The organism is Mycobacterium sp. E3251 (assembly GCF_001666835.1).
GTDB lineage: Bacteria > Actinomycetota > Actinomycetes > Mycobacteriales > Mycobacteriaceae > Mycobacterium.
Map to the genome: position 1 here is coordinate 40,926 of NZ_LZJF01000059.1, position 24,591 is coordinate 65,516.

Here is a 24,591-nt window from a genome sequence, read left to right on the forward strand (position 1 = left end):
CGCGAACATGCCCAATTCCTTTGAGATGGACGGACGCGGCCCCTCCGACCGGCAGCTGTTCGGCATCGGCATCGCGGTCGTGGTGGTCAGCGCCCTGCTCACCACCGCGATGTTGGTCAAATCGACTGGCAGGCTGAACGATTACGTGCGCGTGGTCGCCGATCTGGTGAACGTGGGCGATGGTCTTCCGCAGAAGTCGGACGTCAAGTACCACGGCGTTCTGGTCGGCTCGGTCGACGGCGTCGTCCCGGCAGCGCACGGCGAACCCAACTATGTCCACATCGACCTCAAAGAGGAGTACGCCAAGTCGATTCCGGACAACGTAACCGCGCGCGTGGTGCCCAGCAATGTCTTCGCCGTCTCGTCGGTTCAGTTGGTGGGCTCGCCAAACCAGGTGGGCCCGGGTACGAAAATTCGCGATGGCGCGCACATCCCGGAAGACAAGCGGCTGCCGACCGTTCTGTTTCAAACGACCGTGAGCAAGTTGCGCGATCTGCTCGCCGCGGCCGGGCGCGACCGCGATGACAGGTCGGTGGGGATCCTGGCCGCGCTGGGCGCCGCCACCGACCACCGCCGGGTGAGCCTGCTCAACGCGGGTGCGCAATTGAATCGCCTTCTCGATCAGCTCAATTCGATTGTCAGCACCGACACCGGCCCCTCAACGGTGTCCGCGCTGCTGGAAGCCACCAGTGGGCTTGCGCAGACGGCACCCGATCTGCTCGACGCATTGCACCAGGCCGTGGAGCCGATGCAGACATTCGCCGAAACCCGCGGGCAATTGGCCTCGCTGTTGTCCGGCGCCGACTACACGGTCGGCACAACACGCCAATCGCTCGGCAACCACATCGACCAACTCATCCGGATCACCACCGATTTCACCCCGGTCCTGGGTGTGCTGGCGCAGAAGTCGAACAACTTCGTGCCCGCGGTCGCCAAGCTCGACAACCTGGCCAACCAGTTCATGGAGCAGGTCTGGAACCCGCAGACCAACCTCGGCAACATGCGCGCGATGCTGACATTCACACCCAGCTCCACCTACACGCGCGCCGACTGCCCGCACTACGGCGAGCTGAAGGGACCCAGCTGTTTCACCGCGCCGCTGATTCCGGTGCGCCCGGATCTGCCCGAGGTGCTGCTGCCGCAGAACTATCAGCCGCCCAAGGACCTGGCTCCGCCACCGGGCACCGTGATCGGTCCGGACGGCAACCTCGTCGCCGTCGGCCCGCCGCTCGTGAACGGGCCACCGAATCTGATAGACCCGAATCCGCCACTGGCGCCGGGGATTACGCCGTCGCCACCCGTGCCCGGGAGCGCGAACCCCGATAACCCGTCACCGGGGGCGCCCGCGACACCACAACCGCACGAACCGTGGGTCGCGCCGGTAGCGCCCAAGGCGCCGTGGATCCCCCAGGCGTCCTTTGGCGGGAACGTGGGACCCGTTGGGAGCCAGTACGAACGGAACATGTTGGGCGTGATCACCGGCGCACCCGCAACCGAAGCCACCGAGCTGCTGCTGGGTCCCGTCGCCCGCGGCACCACGGTGTCACTGGCTCACCCCCCGGCTCCGTCGCCCGGGGAGGCCAGATGAAGTTTCGCGGACCACTCATCGCGTTGACCCTGTTCATGGTCGTCTCGCTGACGCTGACCTGGCTGGTGTATGTGAGTTTGCGGCGTGACGTGGCCGGCAACACCGCCCAGTATTCGGCGGTGTTCAGCGACGTGTACGGGCTTCGCGAAGGCGACGACGTCCGGATGGCTGGAGTGCGCGTCGGCCGAGTCGAAAAGATCGATCTGGACGGGAAACTCGCGAGAGTCTCGTTCGTCGTGCAGCAAGAACAGCGGTTGTTTGGGAACACCCTCGCGTCGGTGACGTATCAGAACATCGTCGGCCAGCGTTACCTCGGACTGTCCTTGGGGAAGGAAGGTAGCCCTGAGCCGCTCCCGCCGGGCAGCACCATCCCGCTGGAACGCACCGAGCCGTCTTTCGACGTCACTACCCTGCTCAACGGTTACGAACCATTGTTCAGCCTGCTGAACCCCCACGACGCGGACAACCTCACCAAGGGCATCATCCAGTCGCTGCAAGGCGACACGTCATCGCTCACCACTCTGGTCGGCCAGACGTCCACGCTCACAGAGACTTTCGCGGGCCGAGACCAGGCCCTCGGCAGCGTGATCACCAATCTCGACAAGGTGATGGGCAACCTGGCCCAGCAGAACGACGATCTCGACGGCGTCATCACGCAGACCCGCAGCATCGTCGGCGAGCTCGACGCGCGGCGCTCCGACCTGGTGGCCTCGGTGGGTTCGCTGGCGCGGGTGACCGGCCGGCTGTCGGCCTCGGCCACAGACGTGTACCCGGCACTGCGCGAGTTCATCGATCGCCAGCCCGGCGTCACCAAACACATCATGGAGGTGGAACCGCAGGTGGCCTTCTTCGGCGACAACATCCCGCTGCTGCTGAAAGGGCTTACCCGGGTGGGCAATCAGGGGGCGTACGGCAATGCCTACGTGTGCGACGTGAACTTCATGGGGTTCTTCCCCGGCCTCAACGACGTGGTGCCGATCATCATCAACGCGGCCACGCCGGGCAACAAGGCATGGCACACTCCCAGATGCAGGAGTACGGCCGATGGCTGACGCGTCCGTGTGGGAGCGGATGAAACGGCGTCCGCTGGAAAGCTACAACAAGACCTGGCTCGGGTTCATCGCCGTCGCGGTGGTCGCGGTGATCATCGGGGTCATGCTGCTCGTGCATGCGCTCGGCGCCGGATACCGGCACTACACCGCGGAGTTCCTGCAAGCGGCCTCGCTGCGGGCGGGCAACCCGATCGTGGTCGCGGGCATCCCGGTGGGCAACGTCACCAGCATGAAACTCGTCGGGGACCATGTTGAGGCGGGGCTGAAGATCCGGGACAACATCGCGCTGGGCAAGGATTCCCGGGCGCAGATCAAAGTCACCACCATTCTGGGTTCGCGGTACCTCGCCCTGGAACCCAACGGTCCGGCGCACCTGCCCAACAACACCTTCGACTTGGCGCACACCGAGGTTCCCTACGACCTGCAAGCCGCGTTGCAGGACGCCACCACCACTTTCGAGCAGGTGGACTCCGACCGGTTCGCACAATCGCTTGCGGTGCTCGGCAAGCAGCTTGAGGGCCTGCCGACGGTTGTCCCGCAGGCGATTTCGAACATCAACACACTGTCGTCGATCATCGCGGTACGACGTGACCAACTCGGGCAGTTGCTGCGCAGCACGGAGCAGGTTACCAACACGCTGCGACGTCAGCAGGCCGGCATCGGCACGCTGGTCGACCAGGGCCAAGACCTGCTGGGCCAATTCGTCGCGCGGCGCGCCGTTTTCCACGCAATGATGCAATCCCTCTCCAGCCTTGTCGACACCATGAGCCAGGTCGTTGTCAACGACCGGTCGGGCCTGGACGCGCTGATCAAAGACATGCGGGACTTCACCAACCTGATGTCCGCGCACGACGACCTGCTGCACAGCATGCTGCAAACCAGCCCGATCTTCTTCCGGGAGGCGGCCAACCTCACGGGCGACGGCGACGCGATCAACTTCAACGCCCCCAACGTTCCGCTGATCGACTCGTGGATGTGCGCGATCAGTGGCCGTGCCAAACAGTTCGGCATGATCCAGTACTTCAAGGACTGCAAGTGACAGGACTGGCATCCAAAGCAGTGGCCATCGCCGCCGCCGTCGCGGTCATCGCAGCGGTGGCCGGCATCGGTTGGTGGTACCTGGGCTCCGACGAGGACACGATCACCGTGACCGCCCAATTCGACAGCGCCTCCGGCCTTTACGAGGGCAACGTGGTGGCGGTACTGGGCATGCCGGTCGGCAAGATCACCAAGATCAATGCCAAGGGCGGCTACGTCGAAGTCGAATTCACCGTCGACCGCCACGTCAAAGTCCCCGCCACCGTGCAGGCCGTCACGGTATCGACCTCCATCCTCACCGACCGGCAGATCGAACTCACGCCGCCCTATCACGGCGGACCGACCCTGGAAAACCACGACACCATCGGCTTGCCCCGCACCAAGACACCCGTCGAATTCAGCAGTGTCCTCAATGTTTTGGACAAGGTGACCAAGTCGCTCGAGGGCGACGGCCACGGCGGCGGCCCGATCGCCGATGTGCTGGGCGGCGGCACCGAGGTGGTCAACGGCAACGGCGAGAAGATCAAAGCGGCGCTGGGTGAGCTCTCCAAGGCGCTGCGCCTGTCCAGCGACGGCGGCGCGACAACCCGCGAGCAGATCACCACGATCGTCAGAAACATCAGCACGCTGTTCGATGCCGTGGCCGCCAACGACACGAAGCTGCGCGAATTCGCCTCCACCATCCACCAAGTCAGCCAGATCATGGCCGACGAGGACCTTGGCAGCGGCACCACCGGACGCAGACTCGATCAGCTGATCCAGCGGGCCGGCGACCTGCTCGACGCCAACCGCGACAACATCAAGCAGACCGCCCTGAATGGCAATGCCACACTGAAGATGGTGACCGACCAGCGGCGCGACCTGGCCGAGCTCTTGGACCTTGCTCCCCTGGTGGCCGACAACGCCTACAACATGGTCGACCGGGCGAACGGCAGCGTGCGTGCACGCTTCCTCACGGACCGGCTGCTCTTCGACAGTCAGTACACCAAAGAGATCTGTAACTTGATGGGGCTTCGGCAATTGGGCTGCAGCACGGGCACGATTCAGGATTTCGGCCCCGATTTCGGCTTGACCTATGTGCTGGACGGAATGGCCGCCATGGGGCAGAAGTGACGACCGCGGGGGCGCGGGGAATGCTTGCGGCCGTGGCCGCGGCGATGGTTACCGCGGGATGCGCCACGAACGGCCTTGCCAGCCTGCCCCTTCCGGCGCCGGAGGTGGGCTCGGGAGGCTATTCGCTGAATGCGGTGTTCTCCAACGCGCTCAACCTGCCGATGAACGCCAAGGTGAAGCTCGCCGGCGCCGACGTCGGTCAGCTCGAATCGATGGTCGCACGCAATTACACCGCGGTCACCCGGCTGCGCATCAGGGACGGCGTGCGTTTGCCCCGGGGAAGCACCGCCGAACTGCGCACCGCGACACCGCTGGGGGACGTCTTCGTCGCGCTCAAGCCGCCGGCCGCGGGCGATCCCGAGGGACCGCTGCTGAAGAACGGCGACACGATCGGCCTGGATTCGACGGCGGCCGCGGCGACCGTCGAGTCGGTGCTGAGCTCAGCGGCCATCCTGGTGAACGGCGGTGCGGTACGTAACTTCACCAACATCATCAACGGGTTCGGCAAGGCGACCGGTGACCAGGGCCAGGCGTTCGGGGACATGATCCGCAAGTCCAACGAGTTGCTCGGGAGACTGGATTCCCGGTCCGATCAGATCTCGACCGCGCTGACCCAATTGTCGCGACTGGCAGACCAACTCGATGCCAAGAACCAGACCATCGCCGACCTGATGGCGGCGGCCAGGCCGGCCACTTCGGCCCTGGCCGACAACACCACCCAGCTTTCCGACCTGGCCGTGCAGGTCGGTGACACCTCCCGGTTGCTGGCCAGGTTCCCGTCGATCGGTGGGACCGACACCAGCGGCCGCAGCATCATCCGTGACCTGAACACGGTCGCGGGGGCCGCCAACGACGTGGCGATGAGCCCGGATACCAGCTGGCTGGCGCTGAACAGGCTGATTCCCGCACTGGTCAAATCGACGGCCGGGAACTCGATTTCGGTGAACGTGGGCGTGGACAAGATCATGCTCGGATCGATCCCCGACATCGGATTCCCCGGTGACATCGGGCTGCACGGACCGCACCACTACAACGTGAACCTGCTCGTCGGCACCCTCAAGTACACCCTGTGGCGGCTGCAGGAACGTGTGGTCGGCCGGGGTCCGAATTCGCCGCAGGTTCCCGTCGTACCGGACCCGAACATCCCGGGCCAAATCGACGTCGCCCCCGGGCCGCCGCCGGCCCCGGCAGGACCGACGCCATGATCCGCGCCGTCGACAATTTCGCCAACGCCGTTGTCCGAGCGGTGCGTACCGGTCACCGCCACCAGGTCTGGCTGTCGGTGGCCGGCTTGGTGCTCATCTTGGTCGTCGCCACCGCCTACCTGCTCGTCGGCGCGCTGCGGGTGAAGCCGTTCGCCTCGTCCTACCGAGTGACGGTGCAATTGCCGGACTCCGGCGGCTTACTGCCCAACCAGGATGTCGCACTGCGGGGAGTGCGGATCGGCCGGATCGATTCGCTGCAGATCACCGACAACGGGGTGAACGCCGTCGCCAGCATCACGTCGAAGGTGCGAATCCCGGCGAACAGCTTCGTGCACGTGTCGGCGCTCTCGCCCGCCGGTGAGCAATACATCAACTTCGAGGCCACCTCCGACGCCGGGCCCTACCTGCACGACGGCAGCCTCATCACTTCGGACCACACGAGCGTCCCGGTCAGCTTGGCGCAGTTGCTCGCCGACGCCGACGGGTTGCTGGCCCAGGTCGACCCCCACAAGCTCGAGTTGATCAAAAAGGAGCTGAGCCTGAGCAAGGAGGGGCCGGCGAAGCTGACCGCCATCGTCGACGGCGGCACGTTCCTGCTCTCGACCCTTGATTCGGTGCTGCCCCAAACCACCAGCATCATCAAGACCAGCCGGGTCGTGCTCACGCTGGCGAGTGACAAGAACGCCGGTTTAGGCTCGGCCGCAACGGAACTCAATAAAACACTGACCGGCGTGGCCAGGATGCAAGCCGGCTATCGCCGGTTGACCGGCCAGACGCCGCGCACACTGTCGGCCGTCGACAATCTGTTCTCCGACAATTCCGACACGATGGTGCAGTTGCTGGGCAGCATGGCTACCATGTCGCAGCTGTTATATCTGCGGGTGCCGGCGCTCAACGCGCTGTTCCCCGACTACCGTGGTTCGGTGTTGGACGCGGTGACGAGCACGTTCCACGACCACGGCGTGTGGGCGACGGCCGACCTCTACCCCCGCTATGTGTGCGACTACGGGACGCCATCGCACGCCTCCTCCGCCGCCGACTACTACGAGCCGTTCATGTACACCTACTGCCGCGACGACGACCCGGCGGTCTCGATCCGCGGCGCCAAGAACGCGCCACGGCCGGGCGGCGACGACACCGCCGGTCCGCCGCCGGGGGCGAACCTGGGCCAACGGACCGATCCGACCCCCCGTGGCCGCTACACCATTCCCACCCCCTACGGCGGGCCGGCGCTGCCGATCGAACCGCCCCACTGAACCCCTAACATCGGGCCAATCCCTAGGAGATGACCGTGATCGTGACCACCGAGAAGAACCCGAAGGCCAAGGCGCACGCCGAACCGGAGCCGGACGCCGAAACACCGGAATCCGCAACCGAAGACGCCGACGAGGTGCGCGGCGAAGAATCCGGCGAGGCAGCCGATGAAGACGAGGGCGGCGACGTTGGTGCGCTGCTAAAAGGCAAGCGTCCCAAGACCGAGGGCACTAAGCGCCCGTGGAAGCGCTATCTGCGCCGCAGCGTGTTGCCGGTGTTGCTCGTTGTCTCGCTTGGCGTTTCGGGGTTCCTCGGCTGGCGGCTGTGGCAAGAGCATCAGGTCAAGCTGGCCGGCGAGCAGGCCCAGCAGGCGGCCATCGCCTACGCGCAAGTGCTGACGAGCATTGATTCGAACAAGGTCGACGAGAACTTCAGGCAGGTTCTCGACGGCGCGACGGGCGAGTTCAAGGACATGTACACCCAGTCCAGCGTCAAGCTCCGCCAGCTGCTGATCGACAACAAGGCGACCGCGCACGGCGTGGTGGTGGACTCGGCGATTCAGTCCGAGTCGGCGAACAAGGTTGTCGTGCTGGTCTTCATCGACCAGACCGTCACCAACACCGCCGCACCCGACCCGCGCATCGACCGCAGCAGGATCAAGATGACCATGGAAAAGGTCGACGGCCGCTGGCGGGCGAGCAAGGTTCAGCTGCTGTGATCCGACGGATCTTGGCGGCAGTCGTATTGGCCGCGGCCACAACGATTCCCACCGCGGCCACGGCGTACACTTCCGCGCCGTCATTCTGCGGTGAGCTCGGCGGTGACTGGGACGGCCAGTACTGCCACACCTCTGTCACGTCGGAGCGCAAGGCCGTCCGGGACATCAAGGTCGCGGTGCCCGACGACCTGGTCGACAATCCGACCACGGGCCCGGTGATCCGCGACTACCTGCGCACCCTGGTCAACAATTGGAAGACGGCCAACGGCGCCATGGCCGCCGACAGCTACGGCGAGGAGAACTTCGAGGTATTCCGGCACGGCAATCTGCTCAGCGCCGTGTTCCACGAGGACTACCACGCTGACGGGCCAAAGCCCAACAACGCCTACCGGACCTTCACGTTCGACATGGCAAGTGGCCGACGCATGCAGCTGGCGGATCTGACGACATCAAATCCGCTGACGGCCATTCCCCCACTGGCCCAACCGTTTATCGAAACCGCGCTCGATCAGGCGCCGCCGCCACACGACCCGGGAACCTACCCGTTCACCGTCGACCGCTGGACTCCCGACAAGGTCTACTCCGGGGCCTACAAGGCGTGGGCGGTCACTCCGGACGAGTTGATCCTGTACATGCCGGACTACCCGGTGGCGCACGACGAGCCCCTCAACTTCACGCCCGGCGTGATGCAGTGGTTCATGGACGGCGGCACGGTGCAAGCACACATCCCGTTGTCCGCGTTGAGTTCGGTGCTGCGCATCTAGCGTCTGCGCCTGTGCGGCTGGCTCAGTTGGCCTTTCGACGACGCAGGTCGATCGATATCACGTCGGCAACGTGCTCGCTGTGCGCCACCTGACCGTCCCCGGTGGACGCGCGGCTGCTGCGGGCCGTGAAGCGGACGCTTGCCGCCAGATCGCCGTAATCCCAGGCTAAATCGCTGACTTCGCGCTTCGTGCGGTCGAGCGCGGTACCCAGCGCTCCGACGATGCGCCGCACGTGCAGGACCGTAGCGTTCACGGCTTCCACCGCGATATCGACGATGCGGTTCAGCTCTCGCTCCAGCATGAACATCCCCCTACTCAGTCCTCCGGGTTGTAGCCGAGGTTCGGGGCGAGCCAACGCTCGGCTTCCCGCAGGGTCCAGCCCTTGCGCTTCGCGTAGTCGGCGACCTGGTCCTGGGCCATCCGACCGATCACGAAGTACTGCGACTGCGGATGCGAGAAATACCAGCCGCTGACGGCGGCACCGGGCCACATCGCCATCGACTCCGTCAGCTCGATGCCGGTCCGCTCCTTGACGTCCAGCAACTCCCACAGTGTCGCCTTCTCGGTGTGCTCCGGGCAGGCCGGGTAGCCCGGGGCTGGGCGGATCCCCACGTACTTCTCGCCGATGAGCGCATCGTTGTCCAGCTGCTCGTCCGGCTGGAATCCCCAGAACTCCTTGCGGACCCGTTGGTGCATCCGTTCGGCGAAAGCCTCTGCCAGCCGGTCGGCGAGCGACTCCAGCAGGATCGCGCTGTAATCGTCGACGGCCGCCTTGAACTCCGCGATCTTCTCCTGGCTGCCGAGCCCCGCGGTGACGGCGAAGGCGCCGACGTAGTCAGCCAGACCGGTGTCCTTGGGCGCGACGTAGTCGCCCAGCGACCGGTTCGGGATGCCGTCCCGATGCTCACCCTGCTGGCGCAGGTTGTGCAACGTCGTCAGCACCTCGGTGCGGGTCTCGTCGGTGTACACCTCGATGTCGTCCCCAACCGCGTTGGCCGGGAAGAACCCGATCACCCCGTTGGCGGTCAGCCACTTTTCCTTGATCAGGGTGTCGAGCATCTCCTGGGCGTCGTCGTACAGCTTGCGGGCAGCCTCGCCCGAGACGGGGTTGTTGAGGATGTCCGGGAATCTGCCCTTCATCTCCCAGGCGTTGAAGAACGGCTGCCAGTCGATGTACTCACGCAACTCGGCGATGTCATAGTCCTGGAATTCCCGGACGCCGAGACCCTGGGCGGGCACCGGCGGCGTGTAGCCGTCCCATTCGATGGGCGTCCGGTTCGCGCGCGCCTTCTCCAGCGTCAGCATTGGCCGCTCGTTCTTCTGGGAGTGCCGTTCGCGCAGGTCGGCGTAATCCTTCGCGGTGGCCTCCAGCAGGGCTGGACGCTGCTTGTCGTCGAGCAGCGCGGCGGCGACCGGCACCGAGCGGGAGGCGTCCTTGACCCAGACCACCGGGCCACTGCGACGCGGCGCCACCTTCACGGCCGTATGGGCGCGCGAGGTGGTCGCACCACCGATCAGCAGCGGGATTTCCAGGCCCTGGCGTTCCATCTCTACGGCGAAGTTGACCATCTCGTCCAACGATGGGGTGATCAGTCCGGACAGTCCGATGATGTCGGCGTCGTGCTCCTTCGCCGCGGCCAGGATCTTCTCGGCGGGCACCATCACACCGAGGTCGATCACTTCGAAGTTGTTGCACTGCAACACAACCCCGACGATGTTCTTGCCGATGTCGTGCACGTCGCCCTTCACGGTCGCCATCACGATGGTGCCGTTGGTGTCCTTCGCCGCCGCGGTGCCGTTCTGCTCTTTCTCCTTCTCGATGAACGGCAGCAGGTACGCGACGGCCTTCTTCATCACCCGCGCCGACTTCACGACCTGGGGCAGGAACATCTTGCCCGAGCCGAACAGGTCACCGACGACGTTCATGCCGTCCATCAGCGGGCCCTCGATCACCTCGATCGGGCGGCCACCCGCCGCCGCGATCTCGGCCCGTAGTTCCTCGGTGTCGTCATCGACGTGCGCGTCGATCCCTTTGACCAGGGCGTGCGTGATCCGCTCGCGGACGGGCAGGCTCCGCCACTCGGCAGTCGCGGGGTCCTCGCCCTTCTCCTTGCTGTTGAACCGTTCCGCGATCTCCAGCAGCCGTTCGGCCGCATCCGCGCGACGGTTCAACACCACGTCCTCGATGCGATCCCGTAGCTCGGGGTCGATCGAGTCGTACGGCACCAGCGCACCGGCGTTGACGATGCCCATGTCCAGGCCGGCCTTGATGGCGTGGAACAAGAACACCGAATGGATCGCCTCGCGCACGGGGTTGTTGCCCCGGAACGAGAACGACACGTTCGAGATGCCTCCGGAGATGTGCACCCCCGGAAGGTTCTCCTTGATCCAGGCGCAGGCTTCGATGAAGTCGATCCCGTAGGTCGCGTGCTCCTCGATACCGGTGGCCAGCGCGAAGCAGTTCGGGTCGAAGATGATGTCCTCGGGTGGGAAGCCGACCTCTTCGGTCAGGATCCGGTAGGCGCGACCGCAGATCTCCTTGCGCCGCTCCAGGTTGTCGGCCTGCCCCTGTTCGTCGAAGGCCATCACGACGACGGCGGCGCCGTACTTGCGGCACAGCCGCGCCTCGCGGACGAACTTCTCCTCGCCCTCCTTCATGGAGATCGAGTTGACGATCGGCTTGCCCTGCACGTTCTTCAGGCCGGCCTCGATGACCTCCCACTTGGAGGAGTCGATCATCACCGGAACGCGGCTGATGTCCGGCTCGGCCGCGATCAGCTTGGTGAACCGGTCCATCGCGGCGACGCCATCGATCATGCCCTCGTCCATGTTGATGTCGATGACCTGCGCACCGACCTCGACCTGCTGCAGGGCGACCGACAGCGCGCTGTCGTAGTCCTCGGCCTTGATCAGGTTGCGGAACCGGGCGGAGCCGGTGATGTTGGTGCGCTCACCGATGTTCACGAACAGGGAATCGTCGGTGATGTTCAGCGGCTCGAGGCCCGAGAGGCGCGTGGCCACCTCGATCTCCGGCAGCTCGCGCGGCGGTTTGCCCTCGACGACCTTGGCGATCTCGGCGATGTGCGGCGGTGCCGTCCCGCAGCACCCGCCGACGAGGTTGACCAGGCCCGCCTCGGCGAAGTCGGCGATGTAGCCGGCTTGGCGCTCCGGGGACTCGTCGTACTCGCCGAACGCGTTGGGCAGGCCGGCGTTCGGATAGCAGGAGACGAAGGTGTCCGCGATCCGCGCCACCTCGGCGATGTAGGGCCTCATCTCCGGCGCGCCCAGCGCGCAGTTGAGGCCGACCGCGAGCGGCTTCGCGTGCCTGATCGAGTTCCAGAAAGCCTCGGTGACCTGACCGGACAACGTCCGGCCGGAAGCATCGGTGATGGTGCCCGAAATGATCACCGGCCAGCGGCGTCCGCGCTCCTCGAAAAGCGTCTCGACGGCGAACACCGCGGCCTTGGCGTTCAGCGAGTCGAAGATCGTCTCGATGATCAAGAGGTCGACACCGCCGTCGACCAGGCCGTTCGCGGCTTCGAGGTAGGCGGCGACCAGCAGGTCGTAGGAGACATTGCGGGCGCCCGGGTCGTTGACGTCCGGCGAGATCGACGCGGTCCGCGTCGTCGGCCCGATGGCGCCGGCGACGTAACGGGGCTTCTCCGGGGTGCTGTATTCGTCGGCGGCCTTGCGGGCCAGGGCGGCGCCGGCGTAGTTGAGCTCGTAGGCCAGGTCCTGCATGCCGTAGTCGGAGAGCGAGATCGCGTTCGCGTTGAACGTGTTGGTTTCCAGGATGTCGGCGCCCGCCTCGAGGTACTCGCGGTGGATCCCCTCGATGATCTGCGGCTGCGTCAGGTTGAGCAGGTCATTGTTGCCCTGAAGGGCGGTCGGCCACTCCGTGAACCGGTCGCCGCGGTAACCGGCCTCGTCCGGCCGGTCCCGCTGGATCGCCGTGCCCATCGCGCCGTCGATCACCATGATTCGCCGGCGCAGGGCGGCCGTCAGTTCTTCGGTGCAGTCGGGGCGGATGTTCGGCACGAAGGTCTCCGACGCCGGGGCGCTTTTGGGGGCGTTCACGTACGTTCCTTCCGTAGCGGAAGGCGTCCTTGACTCTGCCGAGCGTGGCGGATACCGGCATGGCCGGCGAACCGTTGCAACGCCTCTCGACCAGAAAAGTCTACGTCGTCACCCGACGACTGGACGCCCTGCTCGACCCGACCCGCTCGGCGATCGCGCTGCCCGTGAGCGCCAACTCGCGGATCTTGTCGGCAATGTCGTAGTTACCAAGGTTAACCAGATTGCGGCCGAACGTATTTCGTCTCGACCGCGTCGACGCCGGTTGTTGCGGTCGCCGATGCCCAGGTCAGCGGCCCGCGATTGAGTGCCCATCGCCCCGTCACCGGCCACCGCACGCCGTGCCAAAGCGTCGAGGATGTCGGTGTCGTAGTCGTGGTCGCTCACGGCAGTCACCCCACAAGGATAGTCGTCCTATGCAAAAGGCCCAGAGGTTGACAGGTCCCTGACAGGCAAGGCCGATGGTCACGCCGAACATCGGGGCGCAAGGCCGTACGCTGATTCTGTGACCCCGCCCCAGGGCCGGCCCTATGGAGGAGCCGCACTGCCCGAACTGCACAACACCATCGTCGTGGCGGCGTTTGAGGGCTGGAACGACGCCGGCGACGCGGCCAGTGACGCGCTCGAGCACCTCGAGGCCATCTGGGAAGCCGACCCGATCCTGGAGATCGACGACGAGGCATATTACGACTACCAGGTGAATCGCCCGGTCATCCGGCAGGTCGACGGGGTCACCCGGGAGCTGGTGTGGCCGGCGATGCGTATTTCGCACTGCCGGCCGCCGGGCAGCGACCGCGACGTCGTGTTGATGCACGGGGTGGAACCCAATATGCGCTGGCGCACCTTCTGCGCCGAACTGGTCGCCATCGCCGACAAGCTCAACGTGGACACCGTGGTGATCCTGGGCGCCCTGCTCGCCGACACGCCGCACACCCGGCCGGTCCCGGTCTCGGGCGCGGCCTACTCCCCCGAGTCGGCGAAACGCTTCGGGCTCGAGGAGAGCCGCTACGAGGGCCCGACCGGCATCGCCGGGGTGTTCCAGGACGCCTGCGTGGCCGCCGGGATCCCCGCCGTGACGTTCTGGGCGGCGGTGCCGCACTACGTGTCGCAGCCGCCGAACCCGAAGGCGACGGTGGCGCTGCTGCGCCGCGTCGAGGACGTGCTCGACATCGAGGTTCCGCTGGCCGACCTGCCGACGGAGGCCGAGGAGTGGGAGCAGGCCATCACCGAGATGGCCGCCGAGGACGAGGATTTGGCCGAATACGTGTCGTCGCTGGAGCAGCGCGGCGACGCCGAGGTCGACATGAACGAGGCCCTGGGCAAGATCGACGGGGACGCGCTGGCCGCCGAGTTCGAGCGGTATCTGCGGCGCCGTCGTCCCGGCTTCGGCCGCTAACCCTGCTTCTTGCCCAAGCCCTGGTTGTAGGCGCTGGTGGACCGGCCGAGCGCCGCGACTTGGGCGTCCAGCTGGGGCAGTAGCTCCGCGGTGGGCTTGTGCAGGGACAGTTCCCCGACCGGGGTGGACAGCACCGGCTTGATCCAGCGGAACAGGGCGACCCAACCCGGGCAGTAGACGCGGTTGCGGCGGCGTTCGATGCCCTTGACGAACGCGTCCGCGCACTTGTCGACGGTGGTGGTCTTGTTCAGCGGCCAGGGGAAGCTGGCGAGCAGCTTGCCGAAGGCGGGCAGGTCGGCCTCGGTGTCGCGGACCAGGGCGGTGTCGATCCACGACATGTGCGACGAGCCGACGTCGACGCCGCGGTGGGCGACCTCCAGCCGCAGCGCGTTGGCGAGGATCTCGACGCCGGCCTTCGACGCGTTGTAGGGAACCAGGCCCGGGCAGGCGGCGTATGCGGCCAGCGACGAGACGATCAACACGTAGCCGCGGCGCTCGATCACCGCCGGCAGCGTGGCCCGCACGGTGTTGAAAACGCCGAGCACATTGATGTCCATCACCCGCTTGAACGCCTCCGGGTCGACTTGCAACACCGACCCGTAGCTGGCGATGCCCGCGTTGGCCACGACGACGTCGATGCCGCCGAACCGCTCGACGGCCTGCGCGGCGACGGCCTGCATCGCCGGCAGGTCTCGCACATCGGCGACCGCGGTCAGCACGCGGTCGTCGCCGAGTTCGGCGGCCAGCGCTTTCAGCTCGGTGTCGTTGACATCGGTGAGCACCAACCTGGCGCCCTTGTTACGCAGCCGGCGGGCGACCTCGGCCCCGATGCCCCGGGCCCCGCCGGTGATCAAAACAACTTTGTCCTGCAGTGACGTCATGGCGGCAAACGTACCCTTTACAGTTCCACCCCGAGCAGCGCATCGATCGCGGTCGCCACCAGCTTCGGCGCTTCGGCGTCGTGGCCGCCGTACTCGAGCGCGTCGGTGGTCCAACCATCAAGCGCGGCAAGCGCTTTGGGCGTGTTCAGGTCGTCGGCGAGGTATCGGCGCACCCGCGCGATCACGTCGGCGGCGTCGGGACCGGCGGGCAACCCCGTCGCGGTGCGCCAGCGCCCGAGCCGGGCGATGGCCTCGTCGAGCACCTGCTGGCTCCAGAACCGGTCCGCGCGGTAGTGCCCGGCCAGCAGGCCCAGGCGGATGGCCGCCGGCTCGATGCCCTGGGCCCGCAAGGTCGACACCAGCACCAGGTTGCCCCGGCTCTTGGACATCTTGTGCCCGTCCCAGCCGATCATGCCCGCGTGCACGTAGTGGCGGGCGAATCGCCGCTCGCCCCTTACACATTCGGCATGTGCGGCGGTGAATTCGTGGTGCGGGAAGATCAGGTCGCTGCCCCCGCCCTGGATGTCTAGGCCGCTGCCGATGCGGCTGAGCGCGATCGCCGCGCATTCGACATGCCAGCCGGGCCGCCCGTCGCCGAACGGTGACGGCCAGCTCGGCTCTCCCGGCCGCGCGGCGCGCCACAGCAGCGCGTCCAGCTCGTCGCTCTTGCCGGGCCGGTGCGGGTCGCCGCCGCGCTGTTCGAAGAGTCGCAGCATGGTTTCGCGGTCGTAGCCCGACTCGTAGCCGAACTGCGGGGTGGCGTCCGCCCGGTAGTAGACGTCCGGGTAGTCGCCGTCGACGACGTACGCCGCCCCCGACGCCAGCATCTTCTCGACGAGCTCGACCACCTCGGGGATCGCCTGGGTGGCCGCGACATAATCGCGCGGCGGCAGGACCCGCAGCGCCGCCATGTCCTCCCGGAAGCGCACGACCTCACGATCGCCGAGCTCACGCCAGTCGACACCGTCGCGCTGGGCGCGCTCGAACAGTGGATCGTCGACGTCGGTGACGTTCTGCACGTAATGCACGGCGTGGCCGAGATCCAGCCATTGCCGGTAGACCAGATCGAAGGTGAGATAGGTGGCCGCGTGTCCGAGATGAGTGGAGTCGTACGGGGTGATGCCGCAGACGTACATGGTCGCAGTCGATCCGGCCGCCACCGGCCGCACCTGCCGATCGGAGGTGTCATACAGCCGGAGCTCCGGTCCACGTCCCGGCAATACCGGAACCGGTGGAAACTCCCACGACTGCATGCCAACGACTCTAAACGCGGTGACCTAACGCCATGCGTCGCGGATGGCAGCGAGCAGGATCGGCGCCACCTCGGCGCGGCACATCACGAAGTCGGGCAGGTAGGGGTCGAACTGGTTGTAGCGCATCGGCGAGCCGTCCAGGCGTGACGCGTGCATGCCGGCGGCCATCACAACGCCGGCCGGCGCCGCCGAGTCCCACTCCCACTGCCCGCCCGCATGCAGGTAGGCGTCGACGTCGCCGTCGATGATGGCCATCGCCTTGGCGCCCGCCGAACCAATAGCCACCGGCTGTATCGCCAACGACTGGCGCATGCGGTGCAGCACGAAGGGCGGCCGGGTGGCGCTCACGGCGATGCGAAACGTGTGCGGTACGCCGACGCGCGCGGCGTCGGCGGTCACGGTGTCGGTGCGGTACACCGTGTTCCCGCGGGCCGGCAACGACACCGCCGCGTCGGTGATCTCCCGCTGGCCGTTGGTGGGGTCGCCGGTGGGACGCTGCCACAGCGCGATGTGCACCGCCCAGTCGTCGCGGCCCGGCGTGGAGAACTCCCGGGTGCCATCCAGCGGGTCGATGATCCACACCCGGTCGCACTTGAGCCGGCGCCGGTCGTCGTAGGCCTCCTCGCTGAGCACCGCGTCGTCGGGGCGCTCGGCGCGCAACCGGCGCAGGATGAGCTCGTTGGCCAATGCGTCGCCGGCGTCGCCCAACGCCCACGGGTGACCGAAGCCGATCTCGTCGCGCACATTGAGCAGCAACTCCCCCGCGTCGGCGGCGAGTTCGGCGGCCAGTGCGGCATCGGTCAACTCATCCGGGCCCTGGCTCACCGGCTCAGTATTCCCGACGCCCGAGTGCCGCTCAGAAGGCCGGCCATGGAATGGGCCGGTGCCGGTTGGGGCCCGGCATCACCGGATCGTCCAGCAGCGCGTGCGCGCGCCTGCGCAGCGCCGCGATCTCCGCCCGCGTGATGTGCTCGGCCAATTCATCGCCCAGCGAGCCCGTCAGGGCCTCGGTGAGTCCGGCCACCGGCTCCAGCATCTTCTCGTCGACCGGCTTGTTGGCCCAGCCCCACAGCACCGTGCGCAGCTTGTTCTCGACATGCAGGCACACACCGTGGTCGACGCCGTAGACGTGGCCCTCGACGTCGCGCAGAACATGGCCACCTTTGCGGTCGGCGTTGTTGACCAGCACGTCGAAGACAGCCATCCGCCGCAGCCGGATGTCGTCGGCGTGCATCAAGACCACCTCGTCGCCGGCGTAGTCGTAGGCCCGCAGCACCGGCAGGTAACCGGGCTGAGGTTGGTTGGCGGGAAACAGGTCGACCAGGTCGGGGCCGGGCCTCGGGGCGGAATCGGCGGCGTCGCCCGGTTGGTCCACCCAAAGCTGCAGCATGCCCGGACCGGCAGGCCCGTGACGAATCACCGTGTAGGGCACGATGTTCCACCCCAAACACGTCGACACCAGGTAGGCGGCGACTTCGCGACCCGCCAGCGTTCCGTCGGGAAAGTCCCACAGTGGCGCCTCGCCCGAGACCGGCTTGTAGACGCAGTGCACGGTCGATTCGCCGAGCGTGGACTCACACAGGAAGGTGGCGTTGCTGGCTGAGCGGATGCGTCCGATGACCGTCAGCTCGCCGTTGCGCAACACCTCACGGTCGTCAGGCCTCAAGTTCATCGTCAGGCCCGAGCAGCGCGCTGCGCCTATAGCCGTTGGCGCGCGCGCAGATATGGCCCTCCGGATCCAACGGTTCGTCGCACAGCGGACACGGCGGGCGTCCCGCTGAGATGACGCGATTGGAGCGCGTGGCGAACTGCCGCGCCGACTCCGGCGTCAAGAACACCCGCACCGCGTCGGGACCCTCTTCGGTGTCGTCTAGCACCACCGACGCGTCGAATTCGGCGTCGGTGACGGCCAGCAATTCGACCACCACGGTCTGGGCCTCCGAATCCCAGCCCAGGCCCATGGTTCCGACCCGGAACTCGGCGTCGACGGGGGTGATCAGCGGGTTGAGATCCTCGACCTCGGCGGGCTCCGGGGGGACCGGCGTGCCGAACCTGCGATTCACCTCGAGCAGCAGCGCACCGATGCGCTCGGCCAGCACCGCCACCTGCTGCTTCTCCAACACCACCGACACCACCCGGGCATCGTGCACCGCCTGTATGTAGAACGTGCGGTTTCCGGGCTGACCAACGGTCCCGGCCACGAAGCGGTCGGGTGTGCGGAAGACGTGGATTGCGCGGGCCATGGCACCTCCAAAATACCGGCTGTTGCCTTCGCCGTGCGATTCGATTGCCCCGCTTGCCCTCTTTTAAGCGGAATTAGTCTGTCGAGCCGCCGACCACCGCGTCGCCGGACGGCATGGCCGGGGCCGGCTCTCCCGTTGGCGCCGGCTGGGACTCACCATCCGTCTTCGCCTTCGCCTCATCCTGGGGCTCGTACTTGGGCGGTGACCCGGCCCGCAGCGCCGCAGCCAACTTCGCACCGGTGTGGTTGACGTGCAACACAAATGGGCGCAATTCGGTGTACCGGATCACACTCACCGACGCCGGGTCGGCGGTGACCCGCTGGAACGCGTCCAGGTGCATGCCGTAGGCGTCGGCGACCACCGCCTTGATGACATCACCGTGAGTGCAGGCCACCCACAGGGCGTCGCCGCCGTGCTCGACAGCCAGCCGCCGATCGTGCTCCCGGACGGCGGCCACGGCGCGCGCCTGCACCTCCGCCAGCCCCTCGCCGCCGGGAAACACCGCCGCACTCGGGTGGGCCTGCACGACCCGCCACAGCGGCTCGCCGGCCAGCTCGGCGATCTTGCGGCCGGTCCAGTCCCCGTAGTCCACTTCGGCGAGCCGGTCTTCGATGAGCGGCTCGAGGCACAGCGCTTCGGCGAGCGGTTCGACGGTGCGCCGGCAGCGCAGCAGTGGCGAACTGATCAGCCCGCGGATGGGCAGGTCGCCGATCCTGTCGATCAGTCCGGCGGCCTGGTCGCGCCCCTTGTCGTCGAGGTCGACACCCTCGGAGCGTCCGGCGAGGACGCCGGCGGTGTTCGAGGTGGAGCGGCCGTGGCGCAACAGGATGACCGTCATACCGCGGTATCCCACTGACATGTCGCCCAAAGCACGATCACGACCGTACCCGGTGCGGGTGCGGGTTCTTGACTAGCGCGAGACCGGCACCGCGTGCGCCACCGAGTCACGGACGGCGGCGATGAGGCTGCGCTCGTCGGAGACGTCGATGTCGACCAGGCTGCGGATCGCCCTCGCGACCACCTCATCCGCCTGGGGAACGGGCCCGGCAAGGCGCGGCCGGTAAATTTCGACGACGAGCGATCGGTGCTCGATGTGGAACGCGAAACTGCGCCCATCACCGACTTGTCCATATCCGCTGGCGAAAATGCCTGTCGACAAATCTTCGACAGCAAACTCTTTCTCCGCGATATGCCGGTCAACGGTGACGGCCATGGCCCGACCATACCCCGCCCGCGAGACTTGATGTAGGCGACATGGCCATATTGGATGCGAAGGCGTTCCTTAATGTCCCCAGTCCACCGTTGTTACGCGAGGAAAAGAATTGCTGTCAACGCATGTGCGTCGCCGAGCGGCCGCTCGCCGAGGTTTGCTTGGCGTCGCGCTTTTGCTGGGCGCCGCCGCGGGATGTTCGTCGAATACATTCAAATCGGCTCCGCCCACCATCGAGCCGGCCGCGCCGGCCGTGTCGCCGCCGGTGTCGCAGAACCCGGCCGGCGTGGTCCGCGCGCTGGTCGCCCACGCCACGGCCGCGGTGTTCGACCGTGGCACCCACCACCTCGCGGTGCTGGCGCCCGCCGCCGCCCCGCCGGGTCCTGCCACCGTCACGGTCTTCGGTGACCCGCAGGCCGCACCGCGCGTCATCGACCTGCCGGGGCCGGCGACCTCGCTGACCGACGACGGCCACGGCACGCTCTTCCTGGCCGCCCGGGGCGGCTATGTCGTGGTCGACCTGACCACCGGCCGTTCAAGGCAGGTGAACGTCACCGACGCCGGGCAGGCCGACTTCACCGCGGTCGCCCAGCGCGCCGACGGCAAACTGGTGTTGGGCAGCGCCGACGGGGCTGTCTATATCCTTGCCTCCCCGACACCGGGCAGCGTCGACACCGCGACCGTCGGCAGCCGGACCAAGATCTTCGCCCGCGTCGACGCGCTTGCCGCGCAAGGGAATACGACGGCGGTCCTGGACCGGGGGCAAACCTCGGTGACGACGATCGGCGCCGACGGCCAAGCCCGCCAGGCGCTGCGGGCGGGCGAGGGCGCAACCACCATGGCCGCGGACCCGTGGGGCCGGGTTCTGGTCGCCGACACCCGGGGCGGCCAGCTGCTGGTGTACGGCGTCGACCCGCTGATCTTGCGGCAGGCCTATCCGGTGCCCCAGGCGCCGTACGGCCTGGCCGGATCCCGCGAGTTGAGCTGGGTAACCCAGACCGCTTCCAATATGGTGGTTGGTTACGATCTGTCCACCGGAATTCCCGTCGAAAAGGTGCGTTACCCGACCGTGCAGCAACCGAACTCACTGGCCTTCGACGAAGCGTCAGACACCTTGTACGTGGTGTCGGGGTCCGGTGCGGGGGTTCAGGTCATCGAACACGCGGCGGGTAAGCGTTGACCGCGCCGCGCCGAAGTCAGTTGCCCCCGGGCTGGGACACCGAGCTGTCCGACGAATACGAGTGGGTGCCGCTGCGCCTGCCGCCCGAGGTGACCCGCCTCAGCGCGTCGATCCGGTTGTCCATCGAGGCCGAATTCCGGGGCTGGGAGCTGACCCGGGTGCGGCTTTACAACGACGGCAGCCGACGAGTGTTGTTGCGCCGCAAGAAGTCTCGGCTGAACAACCGGCGGCCTGACCAACCGGAACTGTGACGGTGACCCAACCGCGCGAAGGCGGTTTGTACCGCCTGGTGCGACGGCTGTTCTTCCTGGTTCCGCCCGAGCGCATCCACACGCTGGTCTTCGGGGTGCTGCGCGGCGCCACCGCCGTCGCCCTAGCGCGGCGGCTGTTGCACCGGATGTTCGGCCCCACCGATCCGGTGCTGGCGAGCACGGTGTTCGGGGTGCGCTTCCCGGGGCCGCTCGGGCTGGCGGCCGGCTTCGACAAGGACGGCAAGGGGTTAATGACCTGGGGCGCGCTGGGGTTCGGCTACGCCGAGGTCGGCACGGTCACCGCGAACGCACAGCCCGGCAACCCGCCCCCGCGCATGTTCCGGCTGCCCGCCGACCGCGCCCTGTTGAACCGGATGGGCTTCAACAACCTCGGCGCCGGCGCGCTGGCGATCCAGCTCGCGCGTCACCGGCCCGACATTCCGATCGGGGTCAACATCGGCAAGACGAAGTCCACACCGGCCGCCGACGCTGTCGACGACTACCGGGCCAGCGCCCGCCTGGTCGGGCCGCTGGCGTCCTACCTGGTGGTCAACGTCAGCTCGCCGAACACGCCCGGACTGCGCGACCTGCAGGCCGTCGAGTCGCTGCGGCCCATCCTGTCGGCCGTCCTCGCCGAGACCTCGAAGCCGGTGTTGGTCAAGATCGCGCCCGATCTTTCCGACGCCGACCTCGACGACGTCGCCGACCTGGCCGTCGAGCTGGGCGTGGCCGGGATCGTCGCCACCAACACCACCGTGTCGCGTGCGGGCCTTCGGACGCCGGGGGTCGACGCGCTGGGACCCGGCGGCATTTCCGGGCCGCCGGTGGCACGCCGCGCCGCCGAGGTGTTGCGGCGGCTCTACGGGCGGGTCGGCGACCGGCTGGTGCTGATCAGCGTCGGCGGCATCGAGACGGCCGACGACGCGTGGGAGCGCATCACCGCGGGCGCGTCGCTGCTGCAGGGCTATACCGGCTTCATCTACGGAGGAGGCTTGTGGCCCAAGCACATTCACGACGGCATCGCCCGCCGGCTGCGCGAGGGCGGGTTCGATTCGATCAGCGATGCCGTTGGCTCGGCTGCGCCGAGGTCCGGTGGCCCGGCGGGCTAAGCGACCGCACACCGACAGCCGGCCGGGGTAGGACGAGCGGCTACTTCTGTTCGTAGATGCCGTGAATAACGGCGCGCGCGATCGCGTGCTGGAACAGGTTGAAGCCGAGGTACGCCGGGCTGGCGTCCTCGCCGAGGTCCAGCTTGTCGACGTCCACGGCGTGCACCGCGATGTAGTAGCGGTGCGGCCCGTGCCCGGGCGGCGGCGCGGCACCGATGTAGCGGCGCATCCCGGCGTCGTTGACGAGAGTCAGGGCGTCACCGGGCAGGTCGCTGCCGTCCCCCGCGCCCGCGGGCAGTTCGGTGACGTCGGCCGGCAGGTTGGCCACCGCCCAGTGCCAGAATCCCGAGGCCGTCGGCGCATCGGGGTCGTAGACGGTGACGGCGAAGCTACGGGTCTCCCCCGGGAACCCCGACCAGCTCAACTGCGGGCTGACATCTTCTCCGCCCGCGCCCATGATCCCGCTGACCTGTGGCTTGGCCAGCGACTGGCCGTCGGTGATCGAGTCCGACGTCAGGGTGAACGTCGGCAGCTGCGGCAGCGCGGCGTACGGGTCGGGCGCGGTGCTCATGAGCGATCCTCTCGTTACGTGTCGTGTCTTTCAGCAGTGTGTCAGGAAGTGTGCCAGCACCTCGGTGCCGAACCTCAGCGCGTCAACGGGTACCCGCTCGTCGACACCATGGAACAACGCGGTGAAATCGAGGTCCGGCGGCAACCGCAGCGGGCTGAAACCGAAACAACGAATACCCAAGCGCGCGAACGATTTTGCGTCGGTACCACCGGAGAGCATATAGGGCACCGTGCGGCCGTCCGGGTCGAGGGCCAGCACGGCCGCGTTCATGGCGTCCACCAGATCGCCGTCGAAGCTCGTCTCATACGACGAGAAGTCCTTGATCCATTCCCGCGTGACGTCCGGTCCGAGCAGTTCGTCGACCTCGGCCTCGAACGCCTCCTTGCGGCCCGGCAGGATTCGGCAGTCGACCACCGCTTCCGCGACGGCCGGGACGACGTTCGCCTTGTACCCCGCCTTGAGCATCGTCGGGTTCGCGGTGTCGTGCAGCACGGCCTTGAGCATGCGGGCCATCGGGCCGAGCTTTTCGACCGCCCCCGCCAGGTCGCCCGACTCGACGTCGAACGTCAGCCCGGTCTCCTCACTGACCGCCGCCAGGAACTGGGCGACGGTGTCGGTCACCACGAGGGGAAACTGGTGCCGGCCCAACCGGGCGACCGCCTCCGCGACGGCGGTGACGGCGTTGCGGTCATGCACCATCGATCCGTGTCCGGCCGGCCCGCGGGCGGTCAGCCGCATCCAGGACAAGCCCTTCTCGGCGGTCTCGATCAAATAGAGCCGGCGTTCGCCGCCGTCGCGGCGGGGCACGGTCAACGAGAAGCCGCCCACTTCTCCGATCGCCTCCGTGACGCCCTCGAACAGGTCGGGCCGGTTGTCGACCAGCCATTGCGCCCCGAAGGTGCCGCCGTGTTCCTCGTCGGCGAGGAAGGCGAACACCAGGTCCCGCGGCGGCACGATCCCCGCCTGCTTCAACCGCCGGGCCACCACGATCATCATGCCGACCATGTCCTTCATGTCGACCGCGCCGCGGCCCCATACGAAGCCTTCCTTGACCGCACCCGAAAACGGGTGCACGCTCCACTCGGCCGGCTCGGCCGGCACCACGTCGAGGTGCCCATGGATCAGCAGCGCGCCGCGCGAACTGTCGGCGCCCGCGAGGCGGGCGATCACGTTGCCGCGGCCCGGGGCCCCCGACTCCACATATTGGGGCGCGTAGCCGACCTGGGCCAGCTGCTCGGCGACCCACTGCGCGCACTCGGCCTCGCCCCGCGTGGTCTCCGGTTCGCCGGTGTTGGTGGTGTCGAACCGGATCAGCCTGCTGACGACCTCGACGACGTCGTCACTTGGGCCGGTCGGGAACTCGGTCTGGGCGGTCACAACCACCTTTCCTACCATTGCCGGGGCCGCCGGGCGCGGTGCTCAGCGGCCCGGCTGGGTTGGGAGCGCGTGAGACAATCCGATAGCCTTAGCTGCCAACTCTCGTTGGTCTTGTCCGAGTGGCGGAATGGCAGACGCGCTAGCTTGAGGTGCTAGTGCCCTACTAATGGGCGTGGGGGTTCAAGTCCCCCCTCGGACACGCATGGCGCAGGGCCGCTTCTCGCGTCGGAGCTCGGGAGCGCCGGCCGTGTTGATAGAGTTATTGCTATCGGGGTCGAGAAAAGGCCTCTTCTCTGCACGTTCGACGCATGGCC

23 protein-coding genes, 1 tRNA gene and 1 pseudogene are annotated in these 24,591 nt (G+C 67.3%); 13 read left to right on the forward strand and 12 right to left on the reverse strand.

The annotated features are described in order from the left end of the window. Nucleotides 1-7: 7 nt before the first annotated feature. The 8 genes from A5697_RS07825 to A5697_RS07860 are packed head-to-tail and all read left to right on the forward strand — an operon-like array spanning nt 8 to nt 8,732. Entirely contained in the window at nt 8-1,588 is a 1,581-nt protein-coding gene (locus A5697_RS07825) for an MlaD family protein (RefSeq protein ID WP_068009485.1), read from the forward strand. After that, on the forward strand, nt 1,585-2,640 hold the full coding sequence (locus tag A5697_RS07830) for an MlaD family protein (RefSeq protein ID WP_068009487.1): 1,056 nt from the start codon (nt 1,585-1,587) through the stop codon (nt 2,638-2,640). Before A5697_RS07825 ends, A5697_RS07830 begins: the two co-directional genes overlap by 4 nt. Continuing rightward, entirely contained in the window at nt 2,633-3,679 is a 1,047-nt protein-coding gene (locus A5697_RS07835) for an MCE family protein (protein ID WP_068009490.1), read from the forward strand. Before A5697_RS07830 ends, A5697_RS07835 begins: the two co-directional genes overlap by 8 nt. Further along, the gene (locus tag A5697_RS07840; protein ID WP_068009493.1) at nt 3,676-4,791 is read left to right on the forward strand and encodes an MCE family protein; all 1,116 of its coding nucleotides are present in this window, start codon (nt 3,676-3,678) and stop codon (nt 4,789-4,791) included. Before A5697_RS07835 ends, A5697_RS07840 begins: the two co-directional genes overlap by 4 nt. Further along, nucleotides 4,788-5,996 (forward strand): MlaD family protein, encoded by a 1,209-nt coding sequence (locus A5697_RS07845; RefSeq protein ID WP_197500950.1) that lies wholly within the window; start codon nt 4,788-4,790, stop codon nt 5,994-5,996. Before A5697_RS07840 ends, A5697_RS07845 begins: the two co-directional genes overlap by 4 nt. Beyond that, nucleotides 5,993-7,252 (forward strand): MlaD family protein, encoded by a 1,260-nt coding sequence (locus A5697_RS07850; protein WP_068009504.1) that lies wholly within the window; start codon nt 5,993-5,995, stop codon nt 7,250-7,252. Before A5697_RS07845 ends, A5697_RS07850 begins: the two co-directional genes overlap by 4 nt. Nucleotides 7,253-7,281: 29 nt before the next feature. Then, nucleotides 7,282-7,968: a tetratricopeptide repeat protein gene (locus A5697_RS07855; RefSeq protein WP_068009507.1), complete on the forward strand. Its 687-nt coding sequence runs from the start codon at nt 7,282-7,284 to the stop codon at nt 7,966-7,968. Beyond that, nucleotides 7,965-8,732 carry a mannan-binding family protein gene (locus A5697_RS07860; protein ID WP_068009509.1) on the forward strand — a complete coding sequence of 256 codons (768 nt, stop codon included), beginning with the start codon at nt 7,965-7,967 and terminating at the stop codon, nt 8,730-8,732. Before A5697_RS07855 ends, A5697_RS07860 begins: the two co-directional genes overlap by 4 nt. 22 nt (nt 8,733-8,754) lie before the next feature. Here A5697_RS07860 and A5697_RS07865 read toward each other — a convergent pair whose 3' ends face one another. The 3 genes and pseudogenes from A5697_RS07865 to A5697_RS28730 all read right to left on the reverse strand — a co-directional run. Next, entirely contained in the window at nt 8,755-9,039 is a 285-nt protein-coding gene (locus A5697_RS07865; RefSeq protein WP_067946670.1) for a hypothetical protein, read from the reverse strand. Between the two features lie 8 nt (nt 9,040-9,047). After that, nucleotides 9,048-12,809: a methionine synthase gene (gene metH / locus A5697_RS07870; protein ID WP_068009520.1), complete on the reverse strand. Its 3,762-nt coding sequence runs from the start codon at nt 12,807-12,809 to the stop codon at nt 9,048-9,050. 112 nt (nt 12,810-12,921) lie between these two features. Beyond that, nucleotides 12,922-13,202 (reverse strand): annotated as a pseudogene (locus A5697_RS28730) (hypothetical protein); the annotation flags it as partial. 109 nt (nt 13,203-13,311) lie between these two features. On the opposite strand from A5697_RS28730, the gene A5697_RS07875 reads away from it, so the two are divergent. After that, entirely contained in the window at nt 13,312-14,202 is an 891-nt protein-coding gene (locus A5697_RS07875; RefSeq protein WP_067946675.1) for a PAC2 family protein, read from the forward strand. Here A5697_RS07875 and A5697_RS07880 read toward each other — a convergent pair. The 7 genes from A5697_RS07880 to A5697_RS07910 form a co-directional block, all read right to left on the reverse strand. Then, the gene (locus A5697_RS07880) at nt 14,199-15,083 is read right to left on the reverse strand and encodes an SDR family oxidoreductase (RefSeq protein WP_068009523.1); all 885 of its coding nucleotides are present in this window, start codon (nt 15,081-15,083) and stop codon (nt 14,199-14,201) included. The two genes, A5697_RS07875 and A5697_RS07880, sit on opposite strands and share 4 nt — an antisense overlap. A 17-nt stretch (nt 15,084-15,100) precedes the next feature. After that, nucleotides 15,101-16,336, reverse strand: coding sequence for a cysteine--1-D-myo-inosityl 2-amino-2-deoxy-alpha-D-glucopyranoside ligase (gene mshC / locus A5697_RS07885; RefSeq protein ID WP_067946679.1), 1,236 nt, complete (start codon nt 16,334-16,336; stop codon nt 15,101-15,103). A 24-nt stretch (nt 16,337-16,360) separates the two neighbouring features. Next, nucleotides 16,361-17,161 (reverse strand): 3'(2'),5'-bisphosphate nucleotidase CysQ, encoded by an 801-nt coding sequence (locus A5697_RS07890; RefSeq protein WP_068009526.1) that lies wholly within the window; start codon nt 17,159-17,161, stop codon nt 16,361-16,363. Between the two features lie 31 nt (nt 17,162-17,192). Further along, nucleotides 17,193-18,008, reverse strand: a complete 816-nt coding sequence (locus A5697_RS07895) for an SCO1664 family protein (RefSeq protein WP_369806091.1) — start codon at nt 18,006-18,008, stop codon at nt 17,193-17,195. Next, nucleotides 17,992-18,579, reverse strand: coding sequence for a DUF3090 domain-containing protein (locus A5697_RS07900; protein WP_067946686.1), 588 nt, complete (start codon nt 18,577-18,579; stop codon nt 17,992-17,994). The genes A5697_RS07895 and A5697_RS07900 overlap by 17 nt, the downstream gene beginning before the upstream one ends. 73 nt (nt 18,580-18,652) lie before the next feature. Next, nucleotides 18,653-19,417 (reverse strand): histidine phosphatase family protein, encoded by a 765-nt coding sequence (locus A5697_RS07905; RefSeq protein WP_068009529.1) that lies wholly within the window; start codon nt 19,415-19,417, stop codon nt 18,653-18,655. 72 nt (nt 19,418-19,489) lie between these two features. Then, the gene (locus tag A5697_RS07910; RefSeq protein ID WP_067946690.1) at nt 19,490-19,792 is read right to left on the reverse strand and encodes a hypothetical protein; all 303 of its coding nucleotides are present in this window, start codon (nt 19,790-19,792) and stop codon (nt 19,490-19,492) included. A 154-nt stretch (nt 19,793-19,946) separates the two neighbouring features. Here A5697_RS07910 and A5697_RS07915 point away from each other — a divergent pair, with 154 nt between their 5' ends. From A5697_RS07915 to A5697_RS07925, 3 genes are read left to right on the forward strand one after another with little or no spacing between them, the layout of a single operon-like run. Continuing rightward, on the forward strand, nt 19,947-20,969 hold the full coding sequence (locus A5697_RS07915; protein WP_068009531.1) for a YncE family protein: 1,023 nt from the start codon (nt 19,947-19,949) through the stop codon (nt 20,967-20,969). After that, nucleotides 20,966-21,220, forward strand: coding sequence for a DUF5703 family protein (locus tag A5697_RS07920; RefSeq protein ID WP_067946694.1), 255 nt, complete (start codon nt 20,966-20,968; stop codon nt 21,218-21,220). Before A5697_RS07915 ends, A5697_RS07920 begins: the two co-directional genes overlap by 4 nt. 26 nt (nt 21,221-21,246) lie before the next feature. Continuing rightward, nucleotides 21,247-22,329 carry a quinone-dependent dihydroorotate dehydrogenase gene (locus A5697_RS07925; protein ID WP_197500955.1) on the forward strand — a complete coding sequence of 361 codons (1,083 nt, stop codon included), beginning with the start codon at nt 21,247-21,249 and terminating at the stop codon, nt 22,327-22,329. Between the two features lie 40 nt (nt 22,330-22,369). On the opposite strand, the gene A5697_RS07930 is transcribed toward A5697_RS07925, so the two are convergent. Then, nucleotides 22,370-22,900 (reverse strand): YbhB/YbcL family Raf kinase inhibitor-like protein, encoded by a 531-nt coding sequence (locus A5697_RS07930; RefSeq protein ID WP_067946697.1) that lies wholly within the window; start codon nt 22,898-22,900, stop codon nt 22,370-22,372. Between the two features lie 30 nt (nt 22,901-22,930). After that, entirely contained in the window at nt 22,931-24,295 is a 1,365-nt protein-coding gene (locus A5697_RS07935) for a M20/M25/M40 family metallo-hydrolase (RefSeq protein ID WP_068009536.1), read from the reverse strand. A 95-nt stretch (nt 24,296-24,390) separates the two neighbouring features. On the opposite strand from A5697_RS07935, the gene A5697_RS07940 reads away from it, so the two are divergent. Further along, nucleotides 24,391-24,476, forward strand: a tRNA-Leu gene (locus tag A5697_RS07940). Nucleotides 24,477-24,591: the final 115 nt, after the last annotated feature.

What these genes read in the sequence shown, in the direction of transcription:
- A5697_RS07850 (WP_068009504.1), top strand. Translation starts at nt 5,993, where the DNA reads ATGATCCGCGCCGTCGACAATTTCGCCAACGCCGTTGTCCGAGCGGTG.
- A5697_RS07900 (WP_067946686.1), bottom strand. Translation starts at nt 18,579, where the DNA reads ATGGCCCGCGCAATCCACGTCTTCCGCACACCCGACCGCTTCGTGGCC.
- A5697_RS07930 (WP_067946697.1), bottom strand. Translation starts at nt 22,900, where the DNA reads ATGAGCACCGCGCCCGACCCGTACGCCGCGCTGCCGCAGCTGCCGACG.
- A5697_RS07835 (WP_068009490.1), top strand. Translation starts at nt 2,633, where the DNA reads ATGGCTGACGCGTCCGTGTGGGAGCGGATGAAACGGCGTCCGCTGGAA.
- mshC (WP_067946679.1), bottom strand. Translation starts at nt 16,336, where the DNA reads ATGCAGTCGTGGGAGTTTCCACCGGTTCCGGTATTGCCGGGACGTGGA.
- A5697_RS07855 (WP_068009507.1), top strand. Translation starts at nt 7,282, where the DNA reads ATGACCGTGATCGTGACCACCGAGAAGAACCCGAAGGCCAAGGCGCAC.
- A5697_RS07895 (WP_369806091.1), bottom strand. Translation starts at nt 18,008, where the DNA reads ATGAACTTGAGGCCTGACGACCGTGAGGTGTTGCGCAACGGCGAGCTG.
- A5697_RS07825 (WP_068009485.1), top strand. Translation starts at nt 8, where the DNA reads ATGCCCAATTCCTTTGAGATGGACGGACGCGGCCCCTCCGACCGGCAG.
- A5697_RS07865 (WP_067946670.1), bottom strand. Translation starts at nt 9,039, where the DNA reads ATGTTCATGCTGGAGCGAGAGCTGAACCGCATCGTCGATATCGCGGTG.
- A5697_RS07910 (WP_067946690.1), bottom strand. Translation starts at nt 19,792, where the DNA reads ATGGCCGTCACCGTTGACCGGCATATCGCGGAGAAAGAGTTTGCTGTC.
- A5697_RS07880 (WP_068009523.1), bottom strand. Translation starts at nt 15,083, where the DNA reads ATGACGTCACTGCAGGACAAAGTTGTTTTGATCACCGGCGGGGCCCGG.
- A5697_RS07830 (WP_068009487.1), top strand. Translation starts at nt 1,585, where the DNA reads ATGAAGTTTCGCGGACCACTCATCGCGTTGACCCTGTTCATGGTCGTC.
- A5697_RS07935 (WP_068009536.1), bottom strand. Translation starts at nt 24,295, where the DNA reads ATGGTAGGAAAGGTGGTTGTGACCGCCCAGACCGAGTTCCCGACCGGC.
- A5697_RS07905 (WP_068009529.1), bottom strand. Translation starts at nt 19,417, where the DNA reads ATGACGGTCATCCTGTTGCGCCACGGCCGCTCCACCTCGAACACCGCC.